17 protein-coding genes are annotated in these 24,228 nt (G+C 58.1%); 12 read left to right on the top strand and 5 right to left on the bottom strand.

The genetic code is table 11. From position 1 onward, the window contains the following. The first annotated feature begins 127 nt into the window (after positions 1 to 127). Positions 128 to 1,345: an MFS transporter gene (locus URZ40_RS03495; RefSeq protein WP_316380240.1), complete on the top strand. Its 1,218-nt coding sequence runs from the start codon at positions 128 to 130 to the stop codon at positions 1,343 to 1,345. Between the two features lie 4 nt (positions 1,346 to 1,349). Here the strand turns inward: URZ40_RS03495 and URZ40_RS03490 are convergent, their stop codons facing one another. Together URZ40_RS03490 and URZ40_RS03485 are read right to left on the bottom strand one after the other, a co-directional pair. Continuing rightward, positions 1,350 to 1,907, bottom strand: coding sequence for a DcrB family lipoprotein (locus URZ40_RS03490; RefSeq protein WP_316380241.1), 558 nt, complete (start codon positions 1,905 to 1,907; stop codon positions 1,350 to 1,352). Positions 1,908 to 1,979: 72 nt separating this feature from the next. Next, positions 1,980 to 2,645 carry a 7-cyano-7-deazaguanine/7-aminomethyl-7-deazaguanine transporter gene (locus URZ40_RS03485; RefSeq protein WP_014885561.1) on the bottom strand — a complete coding sequence of 222 codons (666 nt, stop codon included), beginning with the start codon at positions 2,643 to 2,645 and terminating at the stop codon, positions 1,980 to 1,982. Positions 2,646 to 2,812: 167 nt separating this feature from the next. Between URZ40_RS03485 and tusA the strand changes: the two genes are divergently transcribed. Further along, positions 2,813 to 3,055, top strand: coding sequence for a sulfurtransferase TusA (tusA, locus tag URZ40_RS03480; RefSeq protein ID WP_008503071.1), 243 nt, complete (start codon positions 2,813 to 2,815; stop codon positions 3,053 to 3,055). Between the two features lie 63 nt (positions 3,056 to 3,118). On the opposite strand, the gene yhgN is transcribed toward tusA, so the two are convergent. Then, on the bottom strand, positions 3,119 to 3,712 hold the full coding sequence (yhgN, locus tag URZ40_RS03475; RefSeq protein WP_003861574.1) for an NAAT family transporter YhgN: 594 nt from the start codon (positions 3,710 to 3,712) through the stop codon (positions 3,119 to 3,121). Positions 3,713 to 3,889: 177 nt separating this feature from the next. On the opposite strand from yhgN, the gene asd reads away from it, so the two are divergent. The 6 genes from asd to glgP all read left to right on the top strand — a co-directional run bounded on the left by asd (position 3,890) and on the right by glgP (position 14,593). Further along, positions 3,890 to 4,993: an aspartate-semialdehyde dehydrogenase gene (gene asd / locus URZ40_RS03470; RefSeq protein WP_316380242.1), complete on the top strand. Its 1,104-nt coding sequence runs from the start codon at positions 3,890 to 3,892 to the stop codon at positions 4,991 to 4,993. Positions 4,994 to 5,224: 231 nt separating this feature from the next. Further along, entirely contained in the window at positions 5,225 to 7,411 is a 2,187-nt protein-coding gene (gene glgB, locus URZ40_RS03465; RefSeq protein ID WP_116342733.1) for a 1,4-alpha-glucan branching enzyme, read from the top strand. Further along, positions 7,408 to 9,381 (top strand): glycogen debranching protein GlgX, encoded by a 1,974-nt coding sequence (glgX, locus tag URZ40_RS03460; RefSeq protein ID WP_163330636.1) that lies wholly within the window; start codon positions 7,408 to 7,410, stop codon positions 9,379 to 9,381. The genes glgB and glgX overlap by 4 nt, the downstream gene beginning before the upstream one ends. 17 nt (positions 9,382 to 9,398) lie before the next feature. Further along, positions 9,399 to 10,694, top strand: coding sequence for a glucose-1-phosphate adenylyltransferase (gene glgC / locus URZ40_RS03455; protein WP_023333724.1), 1,296 nt, complete (start codon positions 9,399 to 9,401; stop codon positions 10,692 to 10,694). Continuing rightward, the gene (gene glgA / locus URZ40_RS03450) at positions 10,694 to 12,127 is read left to right on the top strand and encodes a glycogen synthase GlgA (RefSeq protein WP_061096850.1); all 1,434 of its coding nucleotides are present in this window, start codon (positions 10,694 to 10,696) and stop codon (positions 12,125 to 12,127) included. The genes glgC and glgA overlap by 1 nt, the downstream gene beginning before the upstream one ends. A gap of 18 nt (positions 12,128 to 12,145) precedes the next feature. Then, positions 12,146 to 14,593, top strand: coding sequence for a glycogen phosphorylase (glgP, locus tag URZ40_RS03445; protein ID WP_116342729.1), 2,448 nt, complete (start codon positions 12,146 to 12,148; stop codon positions 14,591 to 14,593). Between the two features lie 87 nt (positions 14,594 to 14,680). Here glgP and glpD read toward each other — a convergent pair whose 3' ends face one another. Next, complete coding sequence (gene glpD / locus URZ40_RS03440) at positions 14,681 to 16,189, bottom strand: glycerol-3-phosphate dehydrogenase (protein ID WP_116342727.1); 1,509 nt, start codon at positions 16,187 to 16,189, stop codon at positions 14,681 to 14,683. Between the two features lie 300 nt (positions 16,190 to 16,489). Here glpD and glpE point away from each other — a divergent pair, with 300 nt between their 5' ends. The 3 genes from glpE to URZ40_RS03425 are packed head-to-tail and all read left to right on the top strand — an operon-like array spanning position 16,490 to position 18,475. Continuing rightward, complete coding sequence (gene glpE / locus URZ40_RS03435) at positions 16,490 to 16,822, top strand: thiosulfate sulfurtransferase GlpE (RefSeq protein WP_096928555.1); 333 nt, start codon at positions 16,490 to 16,492, stop codon at positions 16,820 to 16,822. 47 nt (positions 16,823 to 16,869) lie between these two features. Continuing rightward, positions 16,870 to 17,700 (top strand): rhomboid family intramembrane serine protease GlpG, encoded by an 831-nt coding sequence (gene glpG / locus URZ40_RS03430; RefSeq protein WP_166712536.1) that lies wholly within the window; start codon positions 16,870 to 16,872, stop codon positions 17,698 to 17,700. 16 nt (positions 17,701 to 17,716) lie between these two features. Beyond that, a complete protein-coding gene (locus URZ40_RS03425) occupies positions 17,717 to 18,475 on the top strand; it encodes a DeoR/GlpR family transcriptional regulator (RefSeq protein ID WP_028014684.1) in 759 nt (252 codons plus the stop codon). 61 nt (positions 18,476 to 18,536) lie between these two features. Here URZ40_RS03425 and malT read toward each other — a convergent pair whose 3' ends face one another. Continuing rightward, a complete protein-coding gene (gene malT, locus URZ40_RS03420) occupies positions 18,537 to 21,242 on the bottom strand; it encodes an HTH-type transcriptional regulator MalT (RefSeq protein ID WP_061096855.1) in 2,706 nt (901 codons plus the stop codon). A 585-nt stretch (positions 21,243 to 21,827) separates the two neighbouring features. Between malT and malP the strand changes: the two genes are divergently transcribed. Next, positions 21,828 to 24,221: a maltodextrin phosphorylase gene (gene malP, locus URZ40_RS03415; RefSeq protein WP_320719762.1), complete on the top strand. Its 2,394-nt coding sequence runs from the start codon at positions 21,828 to 21,830 to the stop codon at positions 24,219 to 24,221. Positions 24,222 to 24,228 lie beyond the last annotated feature (7 nt).

The following is a 24,228-nucleotide window of genomic DNA, read 5'->3' as shown; positions in this document are numbered from 1 at the left end:
TGACCCGATAAGTGTAGTGCCTGGGGGCCGCTTCGTCTGGCGCCGATAATCTGAAAGTCGGGGCTGATTTTCTTATTGCGCCGTGGTAATAGTGAAACACTGTTGCAAAAAATTCAGGTAAACCCCCATGCCCGAAGCTGCCGCCGAACCGGCGCTGAGCGGATTGCGCCTCAATCTGCGTATCGTTTCCGTCGTTATTTTCAACTTTGCCAGTTACCTGACGATCGGCCTGCCGCTGGCGGTTTTGCCGGGCTATGTCCATGACGTGATGGGTTTTAGTGCGTTCTGGGCGGGGCTGGTCATCAGCCTGCAGTATTTCGCCACGCTCCTGAGCCGCCCGCACGCCGGGCGCTACGCCGACCTGTTTGGTCCTAAAAGCATCGTGGTGGTGGGATTGTGCGGCTGTTTCCTGAGCGGCCTGAGCTATCTGCTGGCTGCTGCTGCTGGCGCCTGGCCGCTGGTTAGCCTGGCGCTGCTTTGCCTGGGCCGCATCATACTTGGCATTGGGCAAAGCCTGGCGGGAACCGGCTCGACGCTATGGGGCGTTGGGGTTGTAGGTGCGCCGCACATTGGCCGGGTGATCTCCTGGAACGGGATTGTCACCTATGGCGCGATGGCGCTCGGCGCGCCGCTTGGCGTGGCCTGTTATGCCTTTGGCGGGCTGTATGGATTGTCGCTCACCATTATGGCGGTCGCGCTTGTGGCGATACTGTTTGCGCTGCCGCGCCCGAAAGTGAGGGCCAGCAAGGGCAAGCCGTTGCCGTTTCGAGCCGTGCTGGGGCGCGTCTGGCCGTACGGTATGGCGCTGGCCCTGGCGACCACCGGCTTCGGCGTAATTGCAACCTTCATTACCCTCTTTTACGACGCCAAAGGCTGGGAGGGCGCGGCCTTTGCGTTAACTCTCTTTAGCGGTGCGTTTGTTGGCGCACGCCTGCTTTTCCCGAACGGTATCAACCGCCTGGGCGGGCTGAATGTGGCGATGATCTGTTTTGCGGTTGAGATTGTCGGGCTGCTGTTAACCGGCATAGCCAGCGCACCCTGGATGGCGAAAATTGGTGTCTTCCTTGCAGGGGCGGGTTTTTCACTGGTCTTCCCGGCGCTGGGGGTGGTGGCGGTGAAAGCGGTGCCGCAGCAGAACCAGGGGGCGGCGCTGGCGACCTATACGGTGTTTATGGATATGTCGTTGGGCATTACCGGGCCGCTGGCAGGGCTGGTGATGGCCTGGGCGGGGGTACCGGTGATCTACATTGCCTCGGCAGGTCTGGTTATTCTTGCCTTACTGCTGACGTGGCGGCTAAAAAAATGGCCCCCGGTGCAGGCACCGGAGGCCACGTCATCGTCGTGAAAGGTTACTGGATCACGATGGTGTTAATGATGTTTTCAGCGGCCGTCTGCGCTTTCTGCTGGTCTTCCGCTGGCAGAGTGATCTGCAGGGTCAGCAGTTTGTTATCCACCTTACCCAGCACCACAGAAGAGTAAGCGGTCTGGCCTTTTGCGGAGATGATGCTGTCCAGCTGTTGCAGCTTATGGCCTTTCAGCTCAATGGATTTATTGGTCACCACCTGCAGCTGCGGATCGCGGCCGCGCTGCTGGTCTTCCAGACGTTTGGACAGGACGGCCAGTTCTTCGCTGGTGTCGTCGCCCACAATCACAATGACCGCTTTCTGGCCGGTTGCGTCGGAGTATACGTGCATATTATTCGCCTGGGTGCCCAGCTTGCCGCTCTGGTCAGTCATATCTGCTGGCAGAGAGAAACTGAGTTTGCCATCCATCAGATTCACCGGCTGACCGGTCGCGTTGCTCTCTGCGGATGCGCCCTGAGCAGGCGTTTTCGTGTCGCTGTTATCACAGGCTGCAAGACCCGCAACCAGCAGGCCAATCCCGACATATTTAACCAGATTGCGCATTGACTTCTTCCTTTCGATAAACGGCCATAGCGGCTCATTCGTCCATCTTATCACAACTGATAAAGCGAACCCTTAACCAGCCTGCAATGCCGTGATTTCAGATTTATCTGCCAGCCTTTTCAGCAGCATATTCAGCAGCACGCCGTACATCGGCAGGAAGAACACAATGCTGATGAGCACCTTGAAGCAGTAGTCCACCAGCGCGATTTCCATCCAGTGTTCGGCCATGAACGCATCCGGGCTGCGCCAGAAGGCGATGAAGAAGAAGGCCAGTGTATCGCTCACGTTACCAAACAGCGTGGAGGCGGTGGGTGCCATCCACCAACGGTGATTCTGACGCAGGCGGTTAAACACGTGCACGTCGAGGATTTGCCCCAGCGCGTAGGCCATAAAGCTTGCGGCAGCGATACGGGCAACAAACAGGTTGAAGTGGGTTAACGCCTCAACGCCCTGCCAGCTTCCCATATAAAACAGGGATGACACCACGTATGAAATGAACAGCGCCGGAAGCATGACCGCAAAAATAATGCGGCGCGCCAGCGGTGCGCCAAAGATACGCACGGTCAGATCGGTGGCGAGGAAAATAAACGGAAAACTGAACGCGCCCCAGGTGGTATGAAAACCAAAAATGGAGATCGGGAGCTGCACCAGATAGTTGCTGGAGGTGATCACCAGCAGGTGAAAAAGCGAAAGCCAGAACAACGCTTTTACGCGCTGTGATTCAGAGAACTGCGTCATATTGTGACCTTTTTATACGTTGGGGTGAGGGAACCCAATAAAAACCGCAGCATGATACTGCTTTGGCTGGACATTGCAATGGTTAGTTTTTGCGCAATCGTTAACCTGGTTTGCATTGCCCGCGCCGGGGCGTAAACTACAGCCGTTTTTACCTGACCGAGAAGATCATGACCGACCTGTTTTCCAGCCCAGACCACACCCTTGATGCCCAGGGCCTTCGCTGCCCGGAGCCGGTAATGATGGTACGCAAAACCGTGCGCAACATGCAGACGGGTGAAACGCTGCTGATTATTGCCGACGACCCGGCCACCACGCGCGATATTCCCGGCTTTTGTACCTTTATGGAGCATGAGCTGGTGGCACAGCAGACCGAGGCGCTGCCGTACCGGTATTTGATTCGTAAGGGGTAGGTGGGCTGTCCTCTGCGGCCTGATGCCCTCACCCCGGCCCTCTCCCACGGGAGAGGGAGAAAGTCATCCTTTCATCCACGCCCTGATTCCGTCCAGGAACATCTGCGTCGCCATCATTACCAGAATCAGCCCCATCAGACGCTCCAGCGCGTTCACCCCTTTCTCACCCAGCAGGCGCAGGAACAGGGACGACTGCAGCAGGATAATAAACGTCCCGCCCCAGGCGATCAGCAGGGCAATCACCAGATGGCTCATCTGGTTCGGATACTGGTGCGACAGCAGCATCAGCGTCGCCAGAATCGTCGGCCCGGCGACGAGGGGAATCGCCAGCGGCACAATAAACGGCTCTTCACCCGCGGGCAGGCCGCTGCTGCTGCCTTCCGCGCTCGGGAAAATCATCTTAATGGCGATCAGGAACAGAATAATCCCGCCGGAAATCGAAACGGTTTCGGCACGCAGGTTAAGGAAGGCGAGGATTTTTTCACCGGCAAACAGGAAGATAAACATCACCAGCAGGGCAATAAGCAGCTCGCGGATCATGATCGCCCGGCGACGCTTTGGCTCGGTGTGCTTCAGCACCGACATGAAGATTGGCAGGTTGCCCAGTGGATCCATTATCAGGATCAATAAAACCGCTGCTGAAATGATTTCACTCATGTAAATTATCCCTGAAACTCTCTATGGTTATTATGATAATTAGCTGTATTTCTGATTGCCGGGCAATCATCGATTAATTTCGCTTGCGACTTTGGCAGCATTTTGTAATGTGAAGCATATCCCAGTTCAATACTGGCTTGCACAATCAGCACACACCCTCAGCAGGAAAAAAATGCTATGAAAAACGTTGGTTTTATCGGCTGGCGCGGTATGGTCGGCTCTGTACTCATGCAACGCATGGTTGAAGAGCGCGATTTCGACGCTATCCGCCCGGTCTTCTTCTCCACTTCTCAGCTCGGCCAGGCTGCTCCGTCCTTTGGTGGTACCACAGGCACGTTGCAGGATGCTTACGATCTGGAGGCGCTGAAGGCACTTGATATTATTGTGACCTGCCAGGGCGGCGATTATACCAACGAAATCTATCCAAAGCTGCGTGAAAGCGGCTGGCGGGGCTACTGGATTGACGCGGCCTCTTCGCTGCGTATGAAAGACGATGCCATCATTATTCTCGACCCGGTTAACCAGGGCGTCATCACCGACGGCCTGAATAACGGCGTGAAAACCTTTGTCGGCGGTAACTGCACCGTCAGCCTGATGCTGATGTCCCTCGGTGGCCTGTTCGCGCAGGATCTGGTGGAGTGGGTCTCCGTGGCGACCTACCAGGCCGCGTCCGGCGGCGGCGCGCGCCACATGCGCGAGCTGCTGACCCAGATGGGCCAGCTGCACCACAGCGTTGCGGCCGAGCTGGCAAACCCGGCGTCCGCTATTCTTGATATCGAACGTAAAGTGACCGAGCTGACCCGCAGCGGCGAGCTGCCGGTGGATAACTTTGGCGTACCGCTGGCCGGTGGCCTGATCCCGTGGATCGACAAACAGCTGGATAACGGTCAAACCCGCGAAGAGTGGAAAGGCCAGGCCGAGACCAACAAAATCCTCAATACCGCGTCGGCGATCCCGGTTGACGGTCTGTGCGTGCGTATCGGCGCGCTGCGCTGCCACAGCCAGGCCTTCACCATTAAACTGAAAAAAGATGTGTCTATTCCGACCGTGGAAGAGCTGCTGGCCGCGCACAACCCGTGGGCGAAAGTGGTGCCAAACGATCGCGATATCACCATGCGTGAGCTGACCCCGGCAGCCGTTACCGGCACGCTGACCACGCCGGTTGGCCGTCTGCGCAAGCTTAACATGGGGCCGGAGTACCTCTCCGCGTTCACCGTCGGCGACCAGCTCCTGTGGGGCGCCGCCGAGCCGCTGCGCCGCATGCTGCGTCAGCTGGCGTAATAATTTGTTAACTACCGGGGGTGATTTTCACCCCCTTTTTTTTGCGTAATACATGGAGTAACGCGCGTATGTCTTATTTTTATCAGGAGTCGTGTAGAGCGTTGGCTATGCTTTAAGGAAGAGTCATTTCTTACCTGAGGTTAGGACGGGACTAAGTGGATGCCCGTTCAGGTCACATTAAAGTCGTCCCAGGCGCTAAAAAAGGACGACATAAAAAACAGGATGAATACCATGTCCGATCGTGTGGATAGAGACGTGATTAATGCGCTTATTGCGGGTCACTTTGCCGACCCCTTTTCCGTGCTGGGGATGCACCATACAGAGGCCGGGCTGGAAGTCCGGGCGTTGTTACCGGATGCCACCGAAGTGTGGGTCATCGAGCCCAAAACCGGCCGCAAGGTGGGCAACCTGGAGTGCCTCGACTCTCGCGGCTTTTTCTCGGGCGTCATGCCCCGCCGTAAAAACCCCTTTCGCTATCAGCTCGCCGTTATCTGGCACGGCCAGCAAAACCTGATCGACGATCCCTACAGCTTTGGCCCTCTGCTGAAAGAGATGGATGCCTGGCTGCTCTCCGAAGGCACGCATCTTCGCCCTTATGAAACGCTGGGTGCCCATGCGGATACTATGGACGGAATTACCGGTACGCGGTTTGCCGTGTGGGCGCCTAACGCCCAGCGCGTCTCCGTTGTCGGGCAGTTCAACTACTGGGACGGTCGCCGCCACCCGATGCGCCTGCGCCGTGAGACGGGCATCTGGGAGCTGTTTATCCCCGGGGCGCACAACGGCCAGCTCTATAAATTCGAAATGATCGACGCCCACGGCAAGCTGCGCATTAAAGCCGACCCGTATGCCTTCGAGGCGCAGATGCGCCCGGATACCGCGTCGCTGATATGCGGCCTGCCGGAGAAGGTCGTCCAGACGGAGGAGCGTAAGCAGGCTAACCGCTTTGATGCGCCGATCTCCGTTTATGAAGTGCATCTCGGCTCCTGGCGCCGCCACACCGATAACAACTTCTGGCTCAGCTATCGGGAGCTCGCCGACCAGCTGGTGCCGTACGCCAAATGGATGGGCTTTACCCACCTCGAACTGCTGCCGGTTAACGAGCACCCGTTCGACGGCAGCTGGGGCTATCAGCCCACCGGGTTGTACGCCCCGACTCGCCGCTTCGGCACGCGGGATGACTTCCGCTATTTCATTGATGCCGCGCACGCCGCCGGGCTGAACGTGATCCTCGACTGGGTGCCGGGCCATTTCCCGTCGGACGATTTTGCGCTGGCAGAGTTTGACGGCACGAAGCTGTACGAGCACAGCGACCCGCGCGAAGGCTATCACCAGGACTGGAACACGCTGATCTACAACTACGGGCGCCGTGAAGTCGCGAACTACCTGGTCGGGAATGCGCTGTACTGGATCGAGCGATTTGGCATTGACGCCCTGCGCGTGGATGCGGTGGCCTCGATGATCTACCGCGACTACAGCCGCAAAGAGGGTGAGTGGATCCCGAACGAGTACGGCGGTCGTGAAAACCTGGAAGCGATTGAGTTCCTGCGCAATACCAACCGCATTATTGGCGAGCAGGTGGACGGCGCCGTGACTATGGCGGAAGAGTCGACGGACTTTGCAGGCGTCTCCCGCCCACCGTCATCAGGCGGCCTGGGGTTCTGGTATAAGTGGAACCTGGGCTGGATGCACGACACCCTCGACTACATGAAGCTCGACCCGGTTTATCGTCAGTATCACCACGATAAGCTCACTTTCGGGCTGCTCTACAACTACACCGAAAACTTCATGCTGCCGCTGTCGCACGATGAAGTGGTGCACGGCAAAAAATCCATTCTCGACCGCATGCCCGGCGACGCGTGGCAGAAGTTTGCCAACCTGCGCGCCTACTACGGCTGGATGTTTGCCTTCCCGGGTAAAAAACTGCTGTTTATGGGCAATGAGTTCGCCCAGGGGCGCGAGTGGAACCACGACTCAAGCCTCGACTGGCACCTGCTGGAAGGTGGCGACAACTGGCATCACGGCGTGCAGCGTCTGGTGCGCGATCTGAACCTGACCTACCGCCACCACAAAGCGCTGCACGAGCTGGACTTCGACCCGTACGGCTTTGAGTGGCTGGTGGTGGACGATCACGAGCGCTCGGTGTTTGTCTTTGTGCGTCGCGATAAAGCGGGCAACGAGATCATCGTCGCCAGCAACTTCACGCCGGTGCCGCGTGAACACTACCGCTTCGGCATTAACCAGCCGGGCAAATGGCGCGAGATCCTGAATACCGATTCCATGCACTACCACGGCAGCAACGCCGGCAACGGCGGGCTGGTGCAGAGCGATGCCGTCGAAAGCCACGGGCGACCAAACTCCCTGAGCCTGACGCTGCCGCCGCTTGGCACCATCTGGCTGATGCGGGAGGGAGAATGACGCAGCTTACGGCAGGTAAACCCGAACCGCTCGGCGCGAGCTATGACGGAAAGGGGGTGAACTTCACGCTCTTTTCTGCTCACGCGGAGCGGGTCGAGCTCTGCGTGTTTGACGGGGAGGGTAACGAGCACCGTTACGATTTACCGTCCCGCACGGGAGACATCTGGCACGGTTACCTGTCGGGCGGGCGTCCGGGGATGCACTACGGTTTTCGCGTACACGGCCCGTGGGAGCCCTCTCAGGGGCACTGGTTTAACCCGGCGAAGCTATTGATTGACCCGTGCGCGCACCGCGTGGACGGCGAGTTCAAAGACGACCCGCTGTTCCACGTCGGCTACGGCGAGCCCGACCACCGCGACAGCGCGCCCGTCGCGCCAAAAAGCGTGGTGGTGCACGATCTCTACGACTGGGAAGACGATGCCCCGCCGCGCACGCCGTGGGGCAACACCGTCATTTATGAAGCGCACGTCAAAGGGCTGACCTACCTGCACCCGTCGATCCCCAAAGAGATGCGCGGCACCTATCAGGCGCTTGGGCATCCGACGATGGTCGCTTACCTGAAGCATTTGGGCATCACGGCCCTGGAGCTGCTGCCCGTAGCGCATTTCGCCAGCGAGCCGCGCCTGCAGCGCCTGGGGCTGAGCAACTACTGGGGCTACAACCCGCTGGCGATGTTCGCCCTGGAACCGCGCTATGCCGCGCATCCGGAGAAGGCGCGGGATGAGTTTCGCGACGCGGTGAAGGCGCTCCACGCCGCGGGAATTGAGGTCATTCTGGACGTGGTGCTGAACCACAGTGCGGAAAGCGATCTTGACGGCCCAACGCTCTCACAGCGCGGAATCGATAACCGTAGCTATTATTGGATCAGGGACGACGGCGATTACGAGAACTGGACCGGCTGCGGTAACACCCTCAACCTCAGTCACCCGGCGGTCACGCATTACGCGTACGAGTGCCTGAAATACTGGGTTGAGACGTTCCACGTGGACGGTTTCCGTTTCGACCTGGCGCCCGTGATGGGGCGCACGCCGGCATTCAGCCAGCAGGCGCCTCTGTTTGAGGCAATCAAAAACTGTCCGGTGCTTTCACAGGTGAAGCTTATCGCGGAGCCGTGGGACATCGGTGACGGCGGTTATCAGGTGGGGAACTTCCCGCCGCTGTTTGCCGAGTGGAACGACCACTACCGTGATGCCATCCGCCGCTTCTGGCTGGCGCGCGATCTGTCACTGGGCGAATTTGCCGGGCGCTTTGCCGGCTCCAGCGATCTCTTTAAGCGCGACGGCAAACGTCCGTCGGCCACCGTCAACCTGGTGACGGCGCACGACGGTTTTACGCTGCGCGACTGCGTTTGTTTCAATCAGAAACACAATGAGGCCAACGGCGAAGAGAATCGCGATGGCACTAACAATAACCATAGCTTCAATCATGGTATAGAAGGATTAGGCGGAAGTCTGGATGTGATCGAGCGGCGACGCGCCAGCGTTCATGCGCTGCTGACGACGCTTTTACTGTCGCAGGGCACGCCGATGCTGCTGGCGGGCGACGAGCACGGCCATAGCCAGCACGGCAACAACAACGCCTATTGTCAGGACAACACCCTGACCTGGCTCGACTGGGGGGAGGCGAACAGTGGGTTGACCCATTTCACCGCGGCGCTGATCCACCTTCGCCAGCAGATCCCCGCCCTTACCGCCGACCGCTGGTGGGAAGAGGGCGACGGCAACGTTCGCTGGCTGAATAAAGACGCGCAACCGTTGAGCGCGCAAGAGTGGCAACACGGCATCACCTGTCTGCAAATTCTGCTCTCGGATAAGTGGCTGGTGACGCTGAACGCGACGGACGACGTCGCAGAGATTGTTTTACCTGACGGGGAGTGGCGAGCCGTTCCCCCCTTTGCCGGAGCGGATAATCCGGTAGTAATGGCTGTCTGGCACGGGCCTGCGCACGGAGTGTGCGTATTCCAAAGATGATAAAAAAGGAGTTAGTCATGGTTAGATTAGAGAAGAACGATCCCTTAATGTTGGCACGCCAGCTACCCTTAAAAACGGTTGCCCTGATACTCGCGGGCGGGCGTGGTACCCGTCTGAAAGATTTGACCATCAAGCGTGCCAAGCCGGCCGTTCACTTTGGTGGTAAGTTTCGCATCATTGACTTTGCGCTCTCCAACTGCCTGAACTCGGGCATTCGCCGCATTGGCGTCATTACGCAGTATCAGTCGCACACCCTGGTGCAGCACATCCAGCGCGGCTGGTCATTCTTCAGCGAAGAGATGAACGAGTTTGTCGATCTGCTCCCGGCGCAGCAGCGCGTTCACGGCGAAAACTGGTACCGCGGCACGGCGGATGCCGTGACCCAAAACCTCGACATCATTCGTCGCTACAGCGCGGAATACATCGTGATCCTCGCCGGGGACCACATCTACAAGCAAGACTACTCGCATATGCTGATCGACCACGTCGAAAAAGGGGCTCGATGCACCGTGGCGTGTCTGCCGGTGCCCGTTGCCGAGGCGACGGCGTTTGGCGTGATGCACGTGGATGCGGACGATAAGATTATCGACTTCGTTGAAAAACCGGCGAACCCGCCCACCATGCCGGGGGATGACACCAAATCGCTCGCCAGCATGGGGATCTATGTCTTTGATGCGGATTATCTTTATGAGCTGCTGGAAGAAGACGACAAAGACGAAAACTCCAGCCACGACTTCGGCAAAGACATCATCCCAAAAATAACCAAAGCTGGCATGGCCTATGCACATCCTTTCCCATTGTCCTGCGTACAGTCCGACCCGAATGCGGAGCCTTACTGGCGCGATGTGGGAACGCTGGAAGCGTACTGGAAAGCCAACCTGGACCTGGCGTCCGTGACGCCCGAGCTGGATATGTACGACCAGAACTGGCCGATTCGTACCCATATGGAATCCCTGCCGCCTGCGAAATTTGTTCAGGACCGCTCCGGCAGCCACGGCATGACGCTGAACTCGCTGGTCTCCGGCGGGTGCATTATCTCCGGTTCGGTGGTGGTGCAGTCCGTGCTGTTCCCGCGCGTGCGTATAAACTCATTCTGTAATATCGATTCGGCAGTCCTGCTGCCGGATGTCTGGGTAGGGCGTTCGTGTCGTCTGCGTCGCTGCGTGATCGACCGGGCCTGCGTCATTCCTGAGGGAATGGTGATTGGTGAAAACGCGGAAGAAGACGCGCGTCGCTTCTACCGTTCTGAAGAGGGGATCGTGTTAGTCACACGGGAAATGTTGCGGAAGCTGCAGATCAAACAGGAGCGATGATGCAGGTTTTACACGTATGTTCTGAGATGTTTCCGTTGTTAAAAACGGGCGGTCTGGCAGATGTTCTGGGTGCATTACCCGCGGCGCAGATCGCCGGAGGGGTAGATACCCGAGTCCTGCTGCCCGCCTTCCCGGATATCCGGCGCGGCATACCTGATGCAAAGGTCGTGACCCGCCGTGAAACGTTTGCCGGACGCATCACCCTGCTGTTTGGGCATTACAACGGCGTAGGGATCTACCTGATCGACGCGCCGCACCTGTACGACCGACCGGGCAGCCCGTATCACGATACGAACCTGTTCGCTTATACCGACAACGTGCTGCGCTTTGCGCTGCTCGGCTGGGTGGGGGCGGAGATGGCCGTCGGGCTGGATCCGTTCTGGCGTCCGGATGTAGTGCATGCGCATGACTGGCACGCCGGGCTGGCGCCTGCATATCTGGCGGCAAAAGGGCATCCGGCAAAATCGGTGTTTACGGTGCACAACCTGGCGTATCAGGGCATGTACTACGCCCATCATATGAATGACATCGATCTGCCATGGTCGTTCTATAACATGCACGGTCTGGAGTTCAACGGGCAAATTTCGTTCCTGAAGGCCGGGCTGTACTATGCCGATCACATTACGGCGGTGAGCCCCACCTACGCGCGTGAAATCACCCAGCCGGAGTTTGGCTACGGTCTGGAAGGGCTGCTGCAGCAGCGCCACCGCGAAGGCCGCCTGTCGGGCATTCTGAACGGCGTGGATGAACAGATCTGGAGCCCGGAAACCGATCTCCTTTTGGCGGCGCGCTATGGCCGCGACTCGGTGGAAGACAAAGCCGAAAACAAACGCCAGCTGCAGATTGCGATGGGGCTGAAGGTCAACGACAAGGTGCCGCTGTTTGCGGTGGTCAGCCGCCTGACCAGCCAGAAAGGACTGGATCTGGTGCTGGAAGCGCTGCCCGGTTTACTGGAGCAGGGCGGACAGCTGGCGCTGCTCGGCGCAGGCGACCCGGTGCTGCAGGAGGGTTTCCTCGCCGCCGCCGCGGAACATCCGGGGCAGGTGGGCGTGCAGATTGGCTATCACGAAGCGTTCTCGCACCGAATCATGGGCGGCGCGGACGTGATTCTGGTGCCGAGCCGTTTCGAACCCTGCGGCCTGACGCAGCTCTACGGCCTGAAATACGGCACGCTGCCGCTGGTGCGCCGCACGGGCGGGCTGGCGGATACGGTGTCGGATAGCTCTCTGGAAAACCTGGCGGACGGTATTGCCAGCGGGTTTGTCTTTGAAGACAGTAATGCCTGGTCGCTGCTTCGGGCGATTCGGCGTGCTTTCGTCTTGTGGTCCCGTCCATCCCTTTGGCGTTACGTACAGCGTCAGGCGATGTCCATGGACTTTAGCTGGCACGTTGCGGCGCAGTCGTACCGCGATCTCTATCAACGCTTGATGTAACGAGGCGAAGTTACTGATATGAACGCTCCATTTAGCTACTCTTCACCCACGCTCAGCGTTGAGGCGTTAAAGCACTCCATCGCCTACAAGCTGATGTTCACCATCGGGAAAGACCCGGTCATTGCCAACAAGCACGAGTGGCTGAACGCCACGCTGTTTGCGGTGCGTGACCGCATGGTCGAACGCTGGCTGCGCTCAAACCGCGCTCAGCTTTCGCAGGAGACGCGGCAGGTTTATTACCTGTCGATGGAATTTTTGATTGGCCGCACCCTCTCTAACGCGCTGCTGTCGCTCGGTATCTACGACGACGTAAAAACCGCGCTGGAAGAGATGGGTCTGGATTTAGAAGAGCTGATTGACGAAGAGAACGACCCGGGGCTGGGCAACGGGGGGCTGGGGCGTCTCGCCGCCTGCTTCCTCGACTCGCTGGCGACGCTGGCGCTGCCGGGCCGCGGCTACGGTATTCGCTACGACTACGGCATGTTCAAACAGAACATCGTCGATGGTCGTCAGAAAGAGTCCCCTGATTACTGGCTGGAGTACGGCAACCCGTGGGAGTTTAAGCGCCACAATACGCGCTACAAAGTGCGCTTTGGCGGGCGTATCCAACAGGAAGGAAAAAAGTCCCGCTGGGTAGAAACTGAAGAGATCCTCGCCGTGGCCTATGATCAGATCATCCCCGGCTACGACACTGACGCCACCAACACGCTGCGCCTGTGGAACGCCCAGGCCAGCAGCGAGATCAACCTCGGTAAATTTAACCAGGGCGACTACTTTGCGGCGGTGGAAGATAAAAACCACTCTGAGAACGTCTCCCGCGTCCTGTACCCGGATGACTCCACCTACTCCGGCCGCGAGTTGCGCCTGCGTCAGGAGTATTTCCTCGTCTCCGCGACGATTCAGGACATCCTCAGTCGCCACCATCAGCTGCACAAAACCTACGCCAACCTGGCGGAGAAAACGGCGATTCACCTTAACGACACCCACCCGGTGCTCTCCATTCCCGAGCTGATGCGCCTGCTGATCGACGAACATAAGTTCAGCTGGGACGACGCGTTTGAGGTGACGTGTCAGGTGTTCTCCTACACCAACCACACGCTGATGAGCGAAGCGCTGGAGACGTGGCCGGTGGATATGCTCGGCAAAATCCTGCCGCGCCATCTGCAGATTATCTTTGAGATCAACGACTATTTCCTCAAGACGCTGCAGGAGCAGTATCCGAACGATACCGGCCTGCTGAGCCGAGCCTCGATTATTGATGAATCCAACGGCCGTCGCGTGCGTATGGCCTGGCTGGCGGTGGTGATCAGCCACAAGGTGAACGGGGTGTCTGAGCTCCACTCAAACCTGATGGTGCAGTCGCTGTTCGCCGACTTCGCGAAGATCTTCCCGACGCGCTTCTGCAATGTCACCAACGGCGTCACGCCGCGCCGTTGGTTGGCGCTGGCGAACCAGCCGCTGTCCGACGTGCTGGATGAGAATATCGGCCGCACCTGGCGTACCGATTTGAGCCAGCTGAGCGAGCTTAAGCAGCACATTGATTTCCCGACGGTGAATAAAGCCGTGCGGGAAGCCAAGCTGCGGAACAAAAAACGTCTGGCGGTCTGGCTGGCGATGCACCTCAACGTGGTGGCAAACCCGAAAGCGCTGTTCGACGTGCAGATCAAACGCATCCACGAGTACAAGCGTCAGCTGATGAACGTGCTGCACGTGATCACCCACTACAATCGCATTAAGGCCGATCCAACCGCCGAGTGGGTGCCGCGCGTGAAGATCTTCGCCGGTAAGGCGGCTTCCGCCTACTACATGGCGAAGCACATTATTCATCTCATCAACGACGTGGCGAAGGTGGTGAACCAGGATCCGGATATTGGCGACAAGCTGAAGGTGGTGTTCATCCCGAACTACAGCGTCAGCCTGGCGCAGCTGATCATCCCGGCGGCGGATCTCTCTGAGCAGATTTCCACGGCGGGCACGGAAGCGTCCGGCACCAGTAACATGAAGTTTGCCCTTAACGGAGCGCTGACCATCGGCACCCTGGACGGGGCGAACGTCGAAATGCTGGAGCACGTCGGGGAAGAGAATATCTTCATCTTCGGTAACACCACGGAAGAGGTGGAGGCGCTGCGCAGGAAAGGTTACTCGCCGCGTGAGTTCTATGAAGGGGATGAAGAGCTACGTCAGGTTCTGACGCAGATTGCGACCGGCGTGTTCAGCCCCGACGAGCCGGGCCGTTATCGCGATCTGGTGGATTCGCTGATTAACTTTGGCGACCACTACCAGGTGCTGGCGGATTATCGCAGCTACGTGGACTGCCAGGATAAGGTGGATGAGCTATACCGCCAGCAGGAGAAATGGACCAGCGCGGCGATGCATAACATCGCCAACATGGGGTATTTCTCATCTGACAGGACCATCAAGGAGTATGCCGAGACGATCTGGCATATTGATCCGGTGAGGTTGTAAAAACAAAGCCGGGTGGCGGCTTCGCCTTACCCGGCCTGGTCGATCCCGTAGGCCCGGTAAGCGCAGCGCCACCGGGCATTTTTTCAATTACGACGCCAGCGAAAGCTCACGCTTGCCCGCATGCTGCTGCAGCCATTGCGCCACACGGGACTGCTGCTCTGCGTTCAGCCACATCCCTTCTTTAGTACGACGCCAGATGGCATCGTCCAGGCGGCGAACCCATTCGTGCTCAACCAGGTAGCGCAGCTCGGCCTCGTACAGCTCGTGGCCGAAATGTTCACCCAGATCGGCAAGCGATTTCGCGTCGCCCAGGAACAGCTCGGTATTGCTGCCGTAGGTGCGGGCATAGTGGCGCGCCATCCCTTCGGTAATGAACGGGAAGCGACGGCGCAGCTTCGCGGCGTAATCGTCGCGGTTTCCGCCGATATCTCCACCGGGCAGTACCGCCTCTTTGGTCCACGCCGGGCCAATGCCCTTGTAGTACGGCGCCAGTTTTTCCAGCGCGTGCTCGGCCAGCTTGCGATAGGTGGTGAGCTTGCCGCCAAACACCGACAGCAGCGGTGCCTGACCGTCTACGTCGTGGATATCGAGCGTATAGTCGCGGGTAATCGCCTGCGGCGAGTCAGACTCGTCATCGCACAGCGGACGCACGCCGGAGTAGGTCCAGACCACGTCATCCCGTGACAGCTGTTTCTTAAAGTGCGCGTTATACACTTTGAGCAGGTAGTTCACTTCGCTCTCGTCGATCTCGACGTTCTTCGGATCGCCTTTATACTCCACGTCGGTGGTACCGATGATCGAGAATTCGTCCATCCACGGGATCACAAACACGATGCGCTTGTCTTCGTTTTGCAGAATGTACGCCTGCTTCTGGGTATGCACGCGCGGCACCACAATGTGGCTGCCCTTGATCAGGCGAATGCCGTACGGTGAAGGCAGGTGCATGCCGTCGTCGAAGAACTGCTTCACCCACGGGCCGGTGGCGTTCACCAGGCCGCGCGCTTTCCAGCTGAATTTCTCGCCGGTATCAATGTCTTCTGCTTCCACAATCCACAGGCCGTTTTCGCGGCGTGCGGCGGTCGCGCGGGTCCGGGTTTTCACCTCGCCGCCTTTCTTCTCGACCATCTGCGCATTCGCCAGCACCAGACGCGCATCGTCCACCCAGCAGTCGGAATATTCGAAACCGCGCACGATTTCCGGCTTAAGGACCGATTCTGAGCCAAAACGCAAACCGTTCGAACCCGGCAGGCTGGTGCGTTTACCCAGATGATCGTACATAAACAGACCGATGCGGATCATCCACGCCGGACGCAGGTGCGGGCGGTGCGGCAGGCGGAAGCGCATCGGGATCGCCAGATGCGGGGCCATTTTCAGCAGCACTTCACGTTCGGCCAGCGCTTCGCTGACCAGGCGGAATTCGTAGTGTTCCAGGTAGCGCAGGCCACCGTGGATCAGCTTGGAGCTGGCGGACGACGTCGCGCAGGCGAGGTCGTTAGCTTCCAGCATCAGCACGGATAAACCGCGTCCTGCGGCATCAACCGCAATACCGGCACCGTTGATGCCACCGCCTATCACAATCAGATCTTTGGTTTCCATAACACCCTCATGCACTTTCGTTAAAGCTCAAAAATGTTCGATATCGCTCATAATAGCAAAGGAACGCGCTTTTGGTAACATCAAAAAAACAATTTAGAGTGATATGGATAACATAATGGCGTTTACCCGCCGTCAGGACGTACACTACGGGGTAAAATAGTGCGGTGAAACTTCACCCCCTCACCCTAACCCTCTCCCCTGAGGGGCGAGGGGATGGTTTGCTCCCTCTCCCTTTCAGGGAGAGGGCTGGGGTGAGGGTCAGCAGGCGGCATAAAACCTGAATAAGCGAAAGAGAACACCATGGATCAGTTTGAATGTATTAACGTAGAAGAAGCCCACCAGAAGATGCACCAGGGAAAAGCGGTGCTGGTGGACATCCGCGATCCGCAAAGTTTTGCGATGGGCCACACGCCGGGCGCGTTCCATCTCACCAACGACACGCTGGGCGCGTTTATGCGCGATAACGACTTCGACACGCCGGTAATGGTCATGTGCTACCACGGCAACAGCAGCAAAGGCGCGGCGCAATATCTTATTCAGCAGGGCTACGACGCGGTATACAGCGTCGATGGCGGCTTCGATGCCTGGCATCGTCATTTCCCGGCAGAAGTGGAATACGCGTTTGAGCGCTAATCCCGCTATACTGTTCCCTTTTGTGTGGAAATAAGCGACCGCTGCCCATGTTGATGATCACCTCTTTTACCAACCCGCGCGTCGCCCAGGCGTTTGTCGACTATATGGCGACGCAGGGCGTTATTCTGACCATTCAGCAACATACTCAGACCGACGTCTGGCTGGCCGACGAGAGCCAGGCAGGGCGGGTAAACGAAGAGCTGGCGCGTTTTCTTGAGAACCCTGGCGACCCGCGCTATCTGGCGGCCAGCTGGCAATCCGGCCAGACCGGCAGCGGACTGCATTACAGCCGTTTTCCCTTCCTTGCCACGATTCGCGAGCGCGCGGGCCCGTTTACGCTGCTGCTGATGGCGGCCTGTATTATCGTCTTCATTATTATGAACGTGGTGGGCGACCAGAGCGTAATGATCGCGCTGGCGTGGCCGTATGACCCATCGCTGCAGTTTGACGTCTGGCGCTACTTTACCCACGCGCTGATGCACTTCTCGGTGATGCATATCCTCTTTAACCTGCTGTGGTGGTGGTATCTCGGCGGCATCGTTGAGAAGCGGCTCGGCAGCGGTAAGCTGATTGTCATCACCGTGATTAGCGCCCTGCTGAGCGGCTACGTGCAGCATAAATTCAGCGGCCCGTGGTTCGGCGGGCTGTCGGGTGTCGTCTACGCCCTGATGGGCTACGTCTGGCTTCGCGGGGAGCGCGACCCGGAAAGCGGCATCTATTTACAACGCGGATTAATAGCCTTTGCGTTAATATGGCTAATTGCCGGATGGTTTGATCTGTTTGGTATGTCTATCGCCAATGGTGCGCACGTCACCGGCCTGGCGGTCGGGCTGGCAATGGCGCTTGCCGACACGCTCCATGCGCGAAAACGAACATAATTCTCAGGGATAATTGATGAAACAAACACAACGTCATGACGCCATTATCGAACTGGTCAAAAAACAGGGATACGTCAGCACCGAAGAGCTGGTCGAGCAGTTTGCCGTCAGCCCGCAAACCATCCGTCGTGACCTGAACGATCTGGCCGATCAGAACCGTATTTTGCGCCACCACGGCGGGGCCGCGCTGCCGTCCAGCTCGGTCAACACCTCCTGGCACGACCGTAAAGCCACGCAGACGGCGGAAAAAGAGCGCATTGCCCGTAAAGTGGCGAGCCAGATCCCGAACGGCGCGACGCTGTTTATTGACATCGGCACCACGCCGGAAGCGGTCGCCCATGCCCTGCTGGATCATGAGAACCTGCGCGTGGTGACCAACAACCTGAACGTCGCCAACACTCTGATGCAGAAAGATGATTTTCGCATCATCCTCGCGGGGGGCGAACTGCGCAGCCGCGACGGCGGGATTATCGGCGAAGCGACGCTCGATTTTATCTCTCAGTTCCGCCTCGACTTCGGCATTCTGGGGATCAGCGGCATCGACACCGACGGCTCGTTGCTGGAATTTGATTACCACGAGGTGCGCACCAAGCGCGCGATTATTGAAAACTCGCGTCACGTGATGCTGGTGGTGGATCATTCGAAGTTTGGCCGTAACGCAATGGTGAACATGGGCAGCATCAGCATGGTGGATGCGGTCTATACCGACGTGATGCCGCCGGCGGGCGTGATGCAGGTAATTAAAGATAATAATTTGCAGTTAGAGTTGTGTTGAAAAGCCTTTCACCCTCTCCCCGTGGGAGAGGGCCGGGGTTAGGGCATCAGGCCGCACAAAACTAAACTCCGTATCCCATCATCTTCAACAGCTGCTGCGCATGCTGCACCGCATCCTGACGGTGCGCCACGCCCAGCTTCTGATACAGATTGCGAATATGCGTTTTGATGGTGGTTGCCGCCACCGCCAGCTCTCCGGCAATCTGCTCATTGCTGTAGCCTGAATAGATCAGCCCCAGCACCTGCCATTCGCGCTGAGTGAGTGGGCTGGTGCGAATAAGCTCCGGCACTTCCGGGTGGTTCAGCAGGCGTTCAACGAAGTTCTCGTCGAAATGCGCGAACTTGTGACGGTGGTGCTGATTAATCTCGCGCAGAATGCGCTGGGCGCGATGCTGATCCAGCTCCGGCAGCGTGTTCAACTGAATCAGCTGGCGCAGTTGCTGCGCCATCACTTCACCTTCAATCACGAAGTGGCTGATAAACCCGGTGCGGTTCGCCAGCTGCAGGGCTTCCAGCAGCACGCGCTGGGCGTCGTTTTTGCGCCCCGCCTGCCAGTAAAGCTGATTAAGCAGCAGCAGGTTGCGGTTCAGGTCGCTCATCAGGCGCAGGCTGCGGGCGTTTTCGTTTAACTCTTCCAGCACAATTTCGGCAGGCTCAAAGTCACCCAGCAGGATCTGCACGCGGGCGATGTTGCGCCACTGGCTTTGCAGGAAGTGGTTATTGGCAAATTCCGGTTTTGGCGTCTGACGCAGCCAGTTGGCGGCGGATTTTTTGTCCCCCGTCATCTGCCAGTAAATCACCCGCACCTTGTCGGCGTTTGATACCCAGTCGCTGTGGTACTGACCGTTGCCGAGCAGGTTTTCCAGACGGTTAAGGTGATTGCGGGCATTATCCAGATCGCCGCGCGCCAGCGAGCACTGCACCAGCAGAGCCAGACACTGCAGCTGCTGCTGCGGCTGGAAGCCAGAAAGCACGTTCACACCCTGACGGGCGCAGCTTTCTGCTTCATCCAGGCGCGACCATGCCCACAGGAGCTGAGCGCGAATACGCAACAGGAACTCGTGCATCGGCAGCTGTTCCAGGTGCTGTTCACGAATCAGCTGGAACGCTTTTTCCTGATTTTCCCAGGCCGCCTGCAGGAACCCCTGAGCGAATAAAATCTCGCTTTGCTGGATCAGGCTCCACAGCGCGTAGTGCCACACATCATGGCGGCGCGCCATCTGCTCGGTTTGCTGCATCAGCGAAAGGGAACGCGTCAGTTCACCCTTGCAGTGCAGCACTTCGCCGTGCACCGAGGTCGCCACAATCCGGCTGTAAAAATTCGCCAGCGGCAGTTCATCCAGCGCGACCATCGCCAGCCGTTCCGCTTCATCCGCATCGCCGTCGTTAATCGCGACCTGCGCCCGCAGGGCGTTAAATTCGCCATGCAGGGTGATATCCATTTCGCTTTCCATCTCCTGCTCGGCGCGCGCCAGCAGGGTATTCACTTCGCTGTAGCGGTGCTGGCTCTGCATCAGCCAGGCCTGGAGCAGCACCAGACGCGGGTTCTCCAGCAGGCTCTCCCACGGCAGGGCTTTCAACGACTCTTCCAGCAGCGTCAGCTCGCTGTGGTTAAACAGCCCCCACGCGTGGTTAAGCAGGATATCGCGCAGCATGCTGGCGTCACCGGCGGCAAGCGCGTGGTGAATGGCCTCGCTCGGGAAGCCTTGCGCCATCCAGCTTTCGGCGGCGGCGCGGTGGATTTCCGGCAATTCCGTGGCAAGCTCCCACTGGCAGCGCTGGCGCAGGAAGCTGCCAAACAGCGGATGGTAGCTGAACCACTCGCCGGGATCGTCCATGCGCGTCAGGAACAGGCCCTGACGTTCAATCTCTTCCAGCTGCAGCTGGCCGTTTTCACAGCCGGTAACGCGCACAATCAGCGCGTCGTTCATGGAACGCAGCAGGGAACTTTTCAGCAGGAAATTACGGGTCGATGGATCGACGCTGTTCAGCACTTCATCCACCAGGTAATCAGAAAGATGGCTGGCGTTGATGCCGGCCAGACGACGCGCAGACTGGTGCGTCGGGCTGTTGTTTTGCCGGGCAGAGAGGGCAATCAGCTGTAGCGCCGTCGCCCAGCCCGCGACGTCATCACACAGGCGGCTGCTTTCAGCGGCCTCAATCGGCGAGGTCAGGCGGCAGTCGAAGAACTGTTTCGCTTCCTGGTGGGTGAAGGCCAGCTGTTGGCTGCCCACTTCCAGAAGCTGATCGCGCACGCGCAGGTTGGCAATTCCCAGCTGCGGCAGGTTGCGTGACAGCACGACTAAGGTCAGGTTTTCCGGCTGATGACGCAGGAAGAAGCGCATCGACTCGTGGATCACCGGGTTCGTAATCAGATGATAGTCATCAATTACCACGTACAGCGGGCGATGCCATTCGGCCAGTTCGATAAATAGCTGAGAGAAAAGGGAGGACAGGCTGGCGTACTGGCGCTTTTGCACCATCGCTTCACTGGCGACGCAGTGTCCATTGGTTGCCTGTTGAATAGCGGCAATCAGATAGCTGGCAAAACGCTCTTGCTGGTTATCGCCCTCATCAAGAGAGTACCAGCCAAGATCGCTTTTACCTGCGGCCCATTGTGAAATGAGCGTTGTTTTTCCATAACCTGCAGGGCTCGTAACCAGCGCCAGTCGGAAATTATGCGCGCCGGAAAGTTTAGCCAACAGGCGCTCGCGGACCACTGTATGGTCAAGACGAACCGGGCGACTTAATTTAGACGGAATCAACATAGGTTTCACTTCACTGTGGGGAACGAGAGAATTTATTTTTTTTGCGCTTCGTAATTAATAGCTATAAGGTCGGTCAGAAAGAGAACTATTGCAAGTTATGTCTGGCTTTTGTGGCTCTGAATTTGCACTCTGTCACAAAACATTCCGGCCAGTGTCGGAACTTTTTTAAAAAGGCTTTGATGCCGCGTGAATGCTGGCTTGTATGGATGTCACCCGGTCGGGCTGAAACTGGTTTCAGAAAGGTATAATGACGCCGAATTTAATAAACTTCGGGTAAAGTTGAGTGAGATTAATAATCTCCTTAGGTATGAGCCCATTGCTGAAATATTATTCTCCGTAAGCAATCATTTCCGGGCGGATTAATTTCACCCGAAACTGCATTTCATTTCTTTGACATTCTCCCCGGTTACTTTTTTAACTTCCTGGCACGCTACGGCTATGCTCTCAGAGTGGCCTCGATCACACTTTTATGCTCATCCCCGCTACTCCTCCCTGTCTAATCCCCCACGGGAGGAGGAAGAGGTGAAATGAGCCAGGCACACTAGCGCCAACTTGTGTTTTCTTTCTAAAGGATGCCGATCCCCTATGTCACAGCCTACCTTCAACAAAGCTCAATTCCAGGCTGCCCTGACGCGTCAGTGGCAGCGTTTTGGCCTTCATGCTGCAAACGAGATGACGCCTCACCAGTGGTGGCAGGCGGTGAGCGGGGCGCTCGCAGAGCAGCTGGATGCTCAGCCCGTGGCGAAGCCCGTCAAAGGCCAGCGTCACGTCAACTATATCTCGATGGAGTTCCTGATTGGCCGCCTGACCGGCAACAACCTGCTGAACCTTGGCTGGTATCAGGAGGTGGGTGATGTGCTGAAAGAGCATGACATTAACCTGACCGACCTGCTGGAAGAAGAGATTGACCCGGCGCTGGGTAACGGCGGTCTGGGTCGTCTGGCGGCCTGCTTCCTTGACTCCATGGCGACCGTCGGCCAGTCGGCGATTGGCTATGGTCTGAACTACCAGTACGGTCTGTTCCGTCAGTCGTTTGCCGACGGCCATCAGATGGAAGCGCCGGACGATTGGCACCGTAACACCTACCCGTGGTTCCGCCACAACGCGCAGCTGGATGTGCAGGTCGGCATAGGCGGGAAAGTGACGAAGCAGGGGCTCTGGGAGCCGGCGTTCACTATTACCGGTGAAGCCTGGGATCTGCCGGTGCTCGGCTACCGTAACGGTGTGGCGCAGCCGCTGCGTCTGTGGCAGGCGAAGCACGCGCATCCGTTTAACCTGACCAAATTCAACGACGGTGATTTCCTGCGCGCCGAACAGCAGGGCATTGACGCCGAGAAGCTGACGAAGGTCCTCTACCCGAACGACAATCATCTGGTGGGTAAAAAGCTGCGCCTGATGCAGCAGTACTTCCAGTGCGCCTGCTCCGTGGCGGACATTCTGCGTCGCCATCATCTGGCGGGCCGCAAGCTGGCGCAGCTGCCGGACTTCGAAGTTATCCAGCTCAACGACACGCACCCGACTATTGCCATCCCGGAACTACTGCGCGTGCTGATCGACGAGCATCAGCTGAGCTGGGACGACGCCTGGGCCATTACCAGCCGCACCTTCGCCTACACCAACCACACCCTGATGCCAGAAGCGCTCGAGTGCTGGGATGAGAAGCTGGTGAAAGCGCTGCTGCCGCGCCATATGCAGATCATCAACAAGATTAACGACCAGTTTAAAGTGCTGGTTGAGAAAACCTGGCCGGGCGACAAAGCCGTTTGGGCGAAGCTGGCGGTGGTGCACGACAAACAGGTGCGCATGGCGAACATGTGCGTAGTCAGCGGCTTTGCCGTTAACGGCGTGGCGGCGCTGCACTCCGACCTGGTGGTGAAAGATCTGTTCCCGGAATATCACCAGCTGTGGCCGACCAAATTCCACAACGTGACCAACGGCATCACGCCGCGTCGCTGGATCAAGCAGTGCAACCCGCTGCTGGCCGGCCTGCTGGACAAGACCCTGAAGAAAGAGTGGGCCAACGATCTGGACCAGCTGATCAACCTGGAAAAACAGGCCGACGACGCGAAATTCCGCGAGCAGTACCGTGCGATCAAGCTGGAGAACAAGGTTCGCCTGGCGGAGTTCGTGAAAGTGCGTACCGGGATTGAGATCAACCCGCATGCCATTTTCGACATTCAGATCAAACGTCTGCATGAGTACAAGCGCCAGCACCTGAACCTGCTGCACATTCTGGCGCTGTACAAAGAGATCCGCGAGAACCCGCAGGCCGACCGCGTGCCGCGCGTGTTCCTGTTCGGTGCGAAAGCGGCGCCGGGCTACTACCTGGCGAAAAACATTATCCTCGCCATTAATAAAGTGGCGGCGGCGATCAACAGCGATCCGAAAGTGGGCGACAAGCTGAAGGTGGTGTTCCTGCCGGATTACTGCGTCTCGGCGGCTGAAATGCTGATCCCGGCGGCGGATATCTCCGAGCAGATCTCTACCGCAGGGAAAGAAGCGTCCGGTACCGGGAACATGAAGCTGGCGCTGAACGGCGCGCTGACCGTCGGCACGCTCGACGGGGCGAACGTCGAAATCGCCGAGAAGGTCGGTGAAGAGAATATCTTTATCTTCGGCCATACCGTGGAAGAGGTAAAAGCCATCAAGGCCAAAGGCTACGATCCGGTGAAATGGCGTAAGAAAGACAAAGTGCTGGATGCGGTTCTGAAGGAGCTGGAAAGCGGCAAATATAGCGACGGCGACAAGCACGCGTTTGACCAGATGCTGCACAGCATGGACAAACACGGCGGCGACCCATACCTGGTAATGGCGGACTTCACGGCCTACGTTGAAGCGCAGAAACAGGTCGACGTGCTGTACCGCGACCAGGAGGCGTGGACCCGGGCGTGCATTCTGAACACCGCGCGCTGCGGCATGTTCAGCTCTGACCGCTCAATCCGTGATTATCAGGCCCTTATCTGGCAGGCAAAACGCTAAGGAAGCG

It is taken from the genome of Enterobacter sp. 296B2 (genome assembly GCF_034106185.1).
Lineage (GTDB): Bacteria > Pseudomonadota > Gammaproteobacteria > Enterobacterales > Enterobacteriaceae > Enterobacter > Enterobacter cloacae_N.
Note: the sequence above shows the minus strand (reverse complement) of the source record. Positions and strands in the feature narration are given on the sequence as shown.

What these genes read in the sequence shown, in the direction of transcription:
- URZ40_RS03495 (WP_316380240.1), top strand. Translation starts at nt 128, where the DNA reads ATGCCCGAAGCTGCCGCCGAACCGGCGCTGAGCGGATTGCGCCTCAAT.
- URZ40_RS03490 (WP_316380241.1), bottom strand. Translation starts at nt 1,907, where the DNA reads ATGCGCAATCTGGTTAAATATGTCGGGATTGGCCTGCTGGTTGCGGGT.
- URZ40_RS03485 (WP_014885561.1), bottom strand. Translation starts at nt 2,645, where the DNA reads ATGACGCAGTTCTCTGAATCACAGCGCGTAAAAGCGTTGTTCTGGCTT.
- tusA (WP_008503071.1), top strand. Translation starts at nt 2,813, where the DNA reads ATGACCGACCTGTTTTCCAGCCCAGACCACACCCTTGATGCCCAGGGC.
- yhgN (WP_003861574.1), bottom strand. Translation starts at nt 3,712, where the DNA reads ATGAGTGAAATCATTTCAGCAGCGGTTTTATTGATCCTGATAATGGAT.
- asd (WP_316380242.1), top strand. Translation starts at nt 3,890, where the DNA reads ATGAAAAACGTTGGTTTTATCGGCTGGCGCGGTATGGTCGGCTCTGTA.
- glgB (WP_116342733.1), top strand. Translation starts at nt 5,225, where the DNA reads ATGTCCGATCGTGTGGATAGAGACGTGATTAATGCGCTTATTGCGGGT.
- glgX (WP_163330636.1), top strand. Translation starts at nt 7,408, where the DNA reads ATGACGCAGCTTACGGCAGGTAAACCCGAACCGCTCGGCGCGAGCTAT.
- glgC (WP_023333724.1), top strand. Translation starts at nt 9,399, where the DNA reads ATGGTTAGATTAGAGAAGAACGATCCCTTAATGTTGGCACGCCAGCTA.
- glgA (WP_061096850.1), top strand. Translation starts at nt 10,694, where the DNA reads ATGCAGGTTTTACACGTATGTTCTGAGATGTTTCCGTTGTTAAAAACG.
- glgP (WP_116342729.1), top strand. Translation starts at nt 12,146, where the DNA reads ATGAACGCTCCATTTAGCTACTCTTCACCCACGCTCAGCGTTGAGGCG.
- glpD (WP_116342727.1), bottom strand. Translation starts at nt 16,189, where the DNA reads ATGGAAACCAAAGATCTGATTGTGATAGGCGGTGGCATCAACGGTGCC.
- glpE (WP_096928555.1), top strand. Translation starts at nt 16,490, where the DNA reads ATGGATCAGTTTGAATGTATTAACGTAGAAGAAGCCCACCAGAAGATG.
- glpG (WP_166712536.1), top strand. Translation starts at nt 16,870, where the DNA reads ATGTTGATGATCACCTCTTTTACCAACCCGCGCGTCGCCCAGGCGTTT.
- URZ40_RS03425 (WP_028014684.1), top strand. Translation starts at nt 17,717, where the DNA reads ATGAAACAAACACAACGTCATGACGCCATTATCGAACTGGTCAAAAAA.
- malT (WP_061096855.1), bottom strand. Translation starts at nt 21,242, where the DNA reads ATGTTGATTCCGTCTAAATTAAGTCGCCCGGTTCGTCTTGACCATACA.
- malP (WP_320719762.1), top strand. Translation starts at nt 21,828, where the DNA reads ATGTCACAGCCTACCTTCAACAAAGCTCAATTCCAGGCTGCCCTGACG.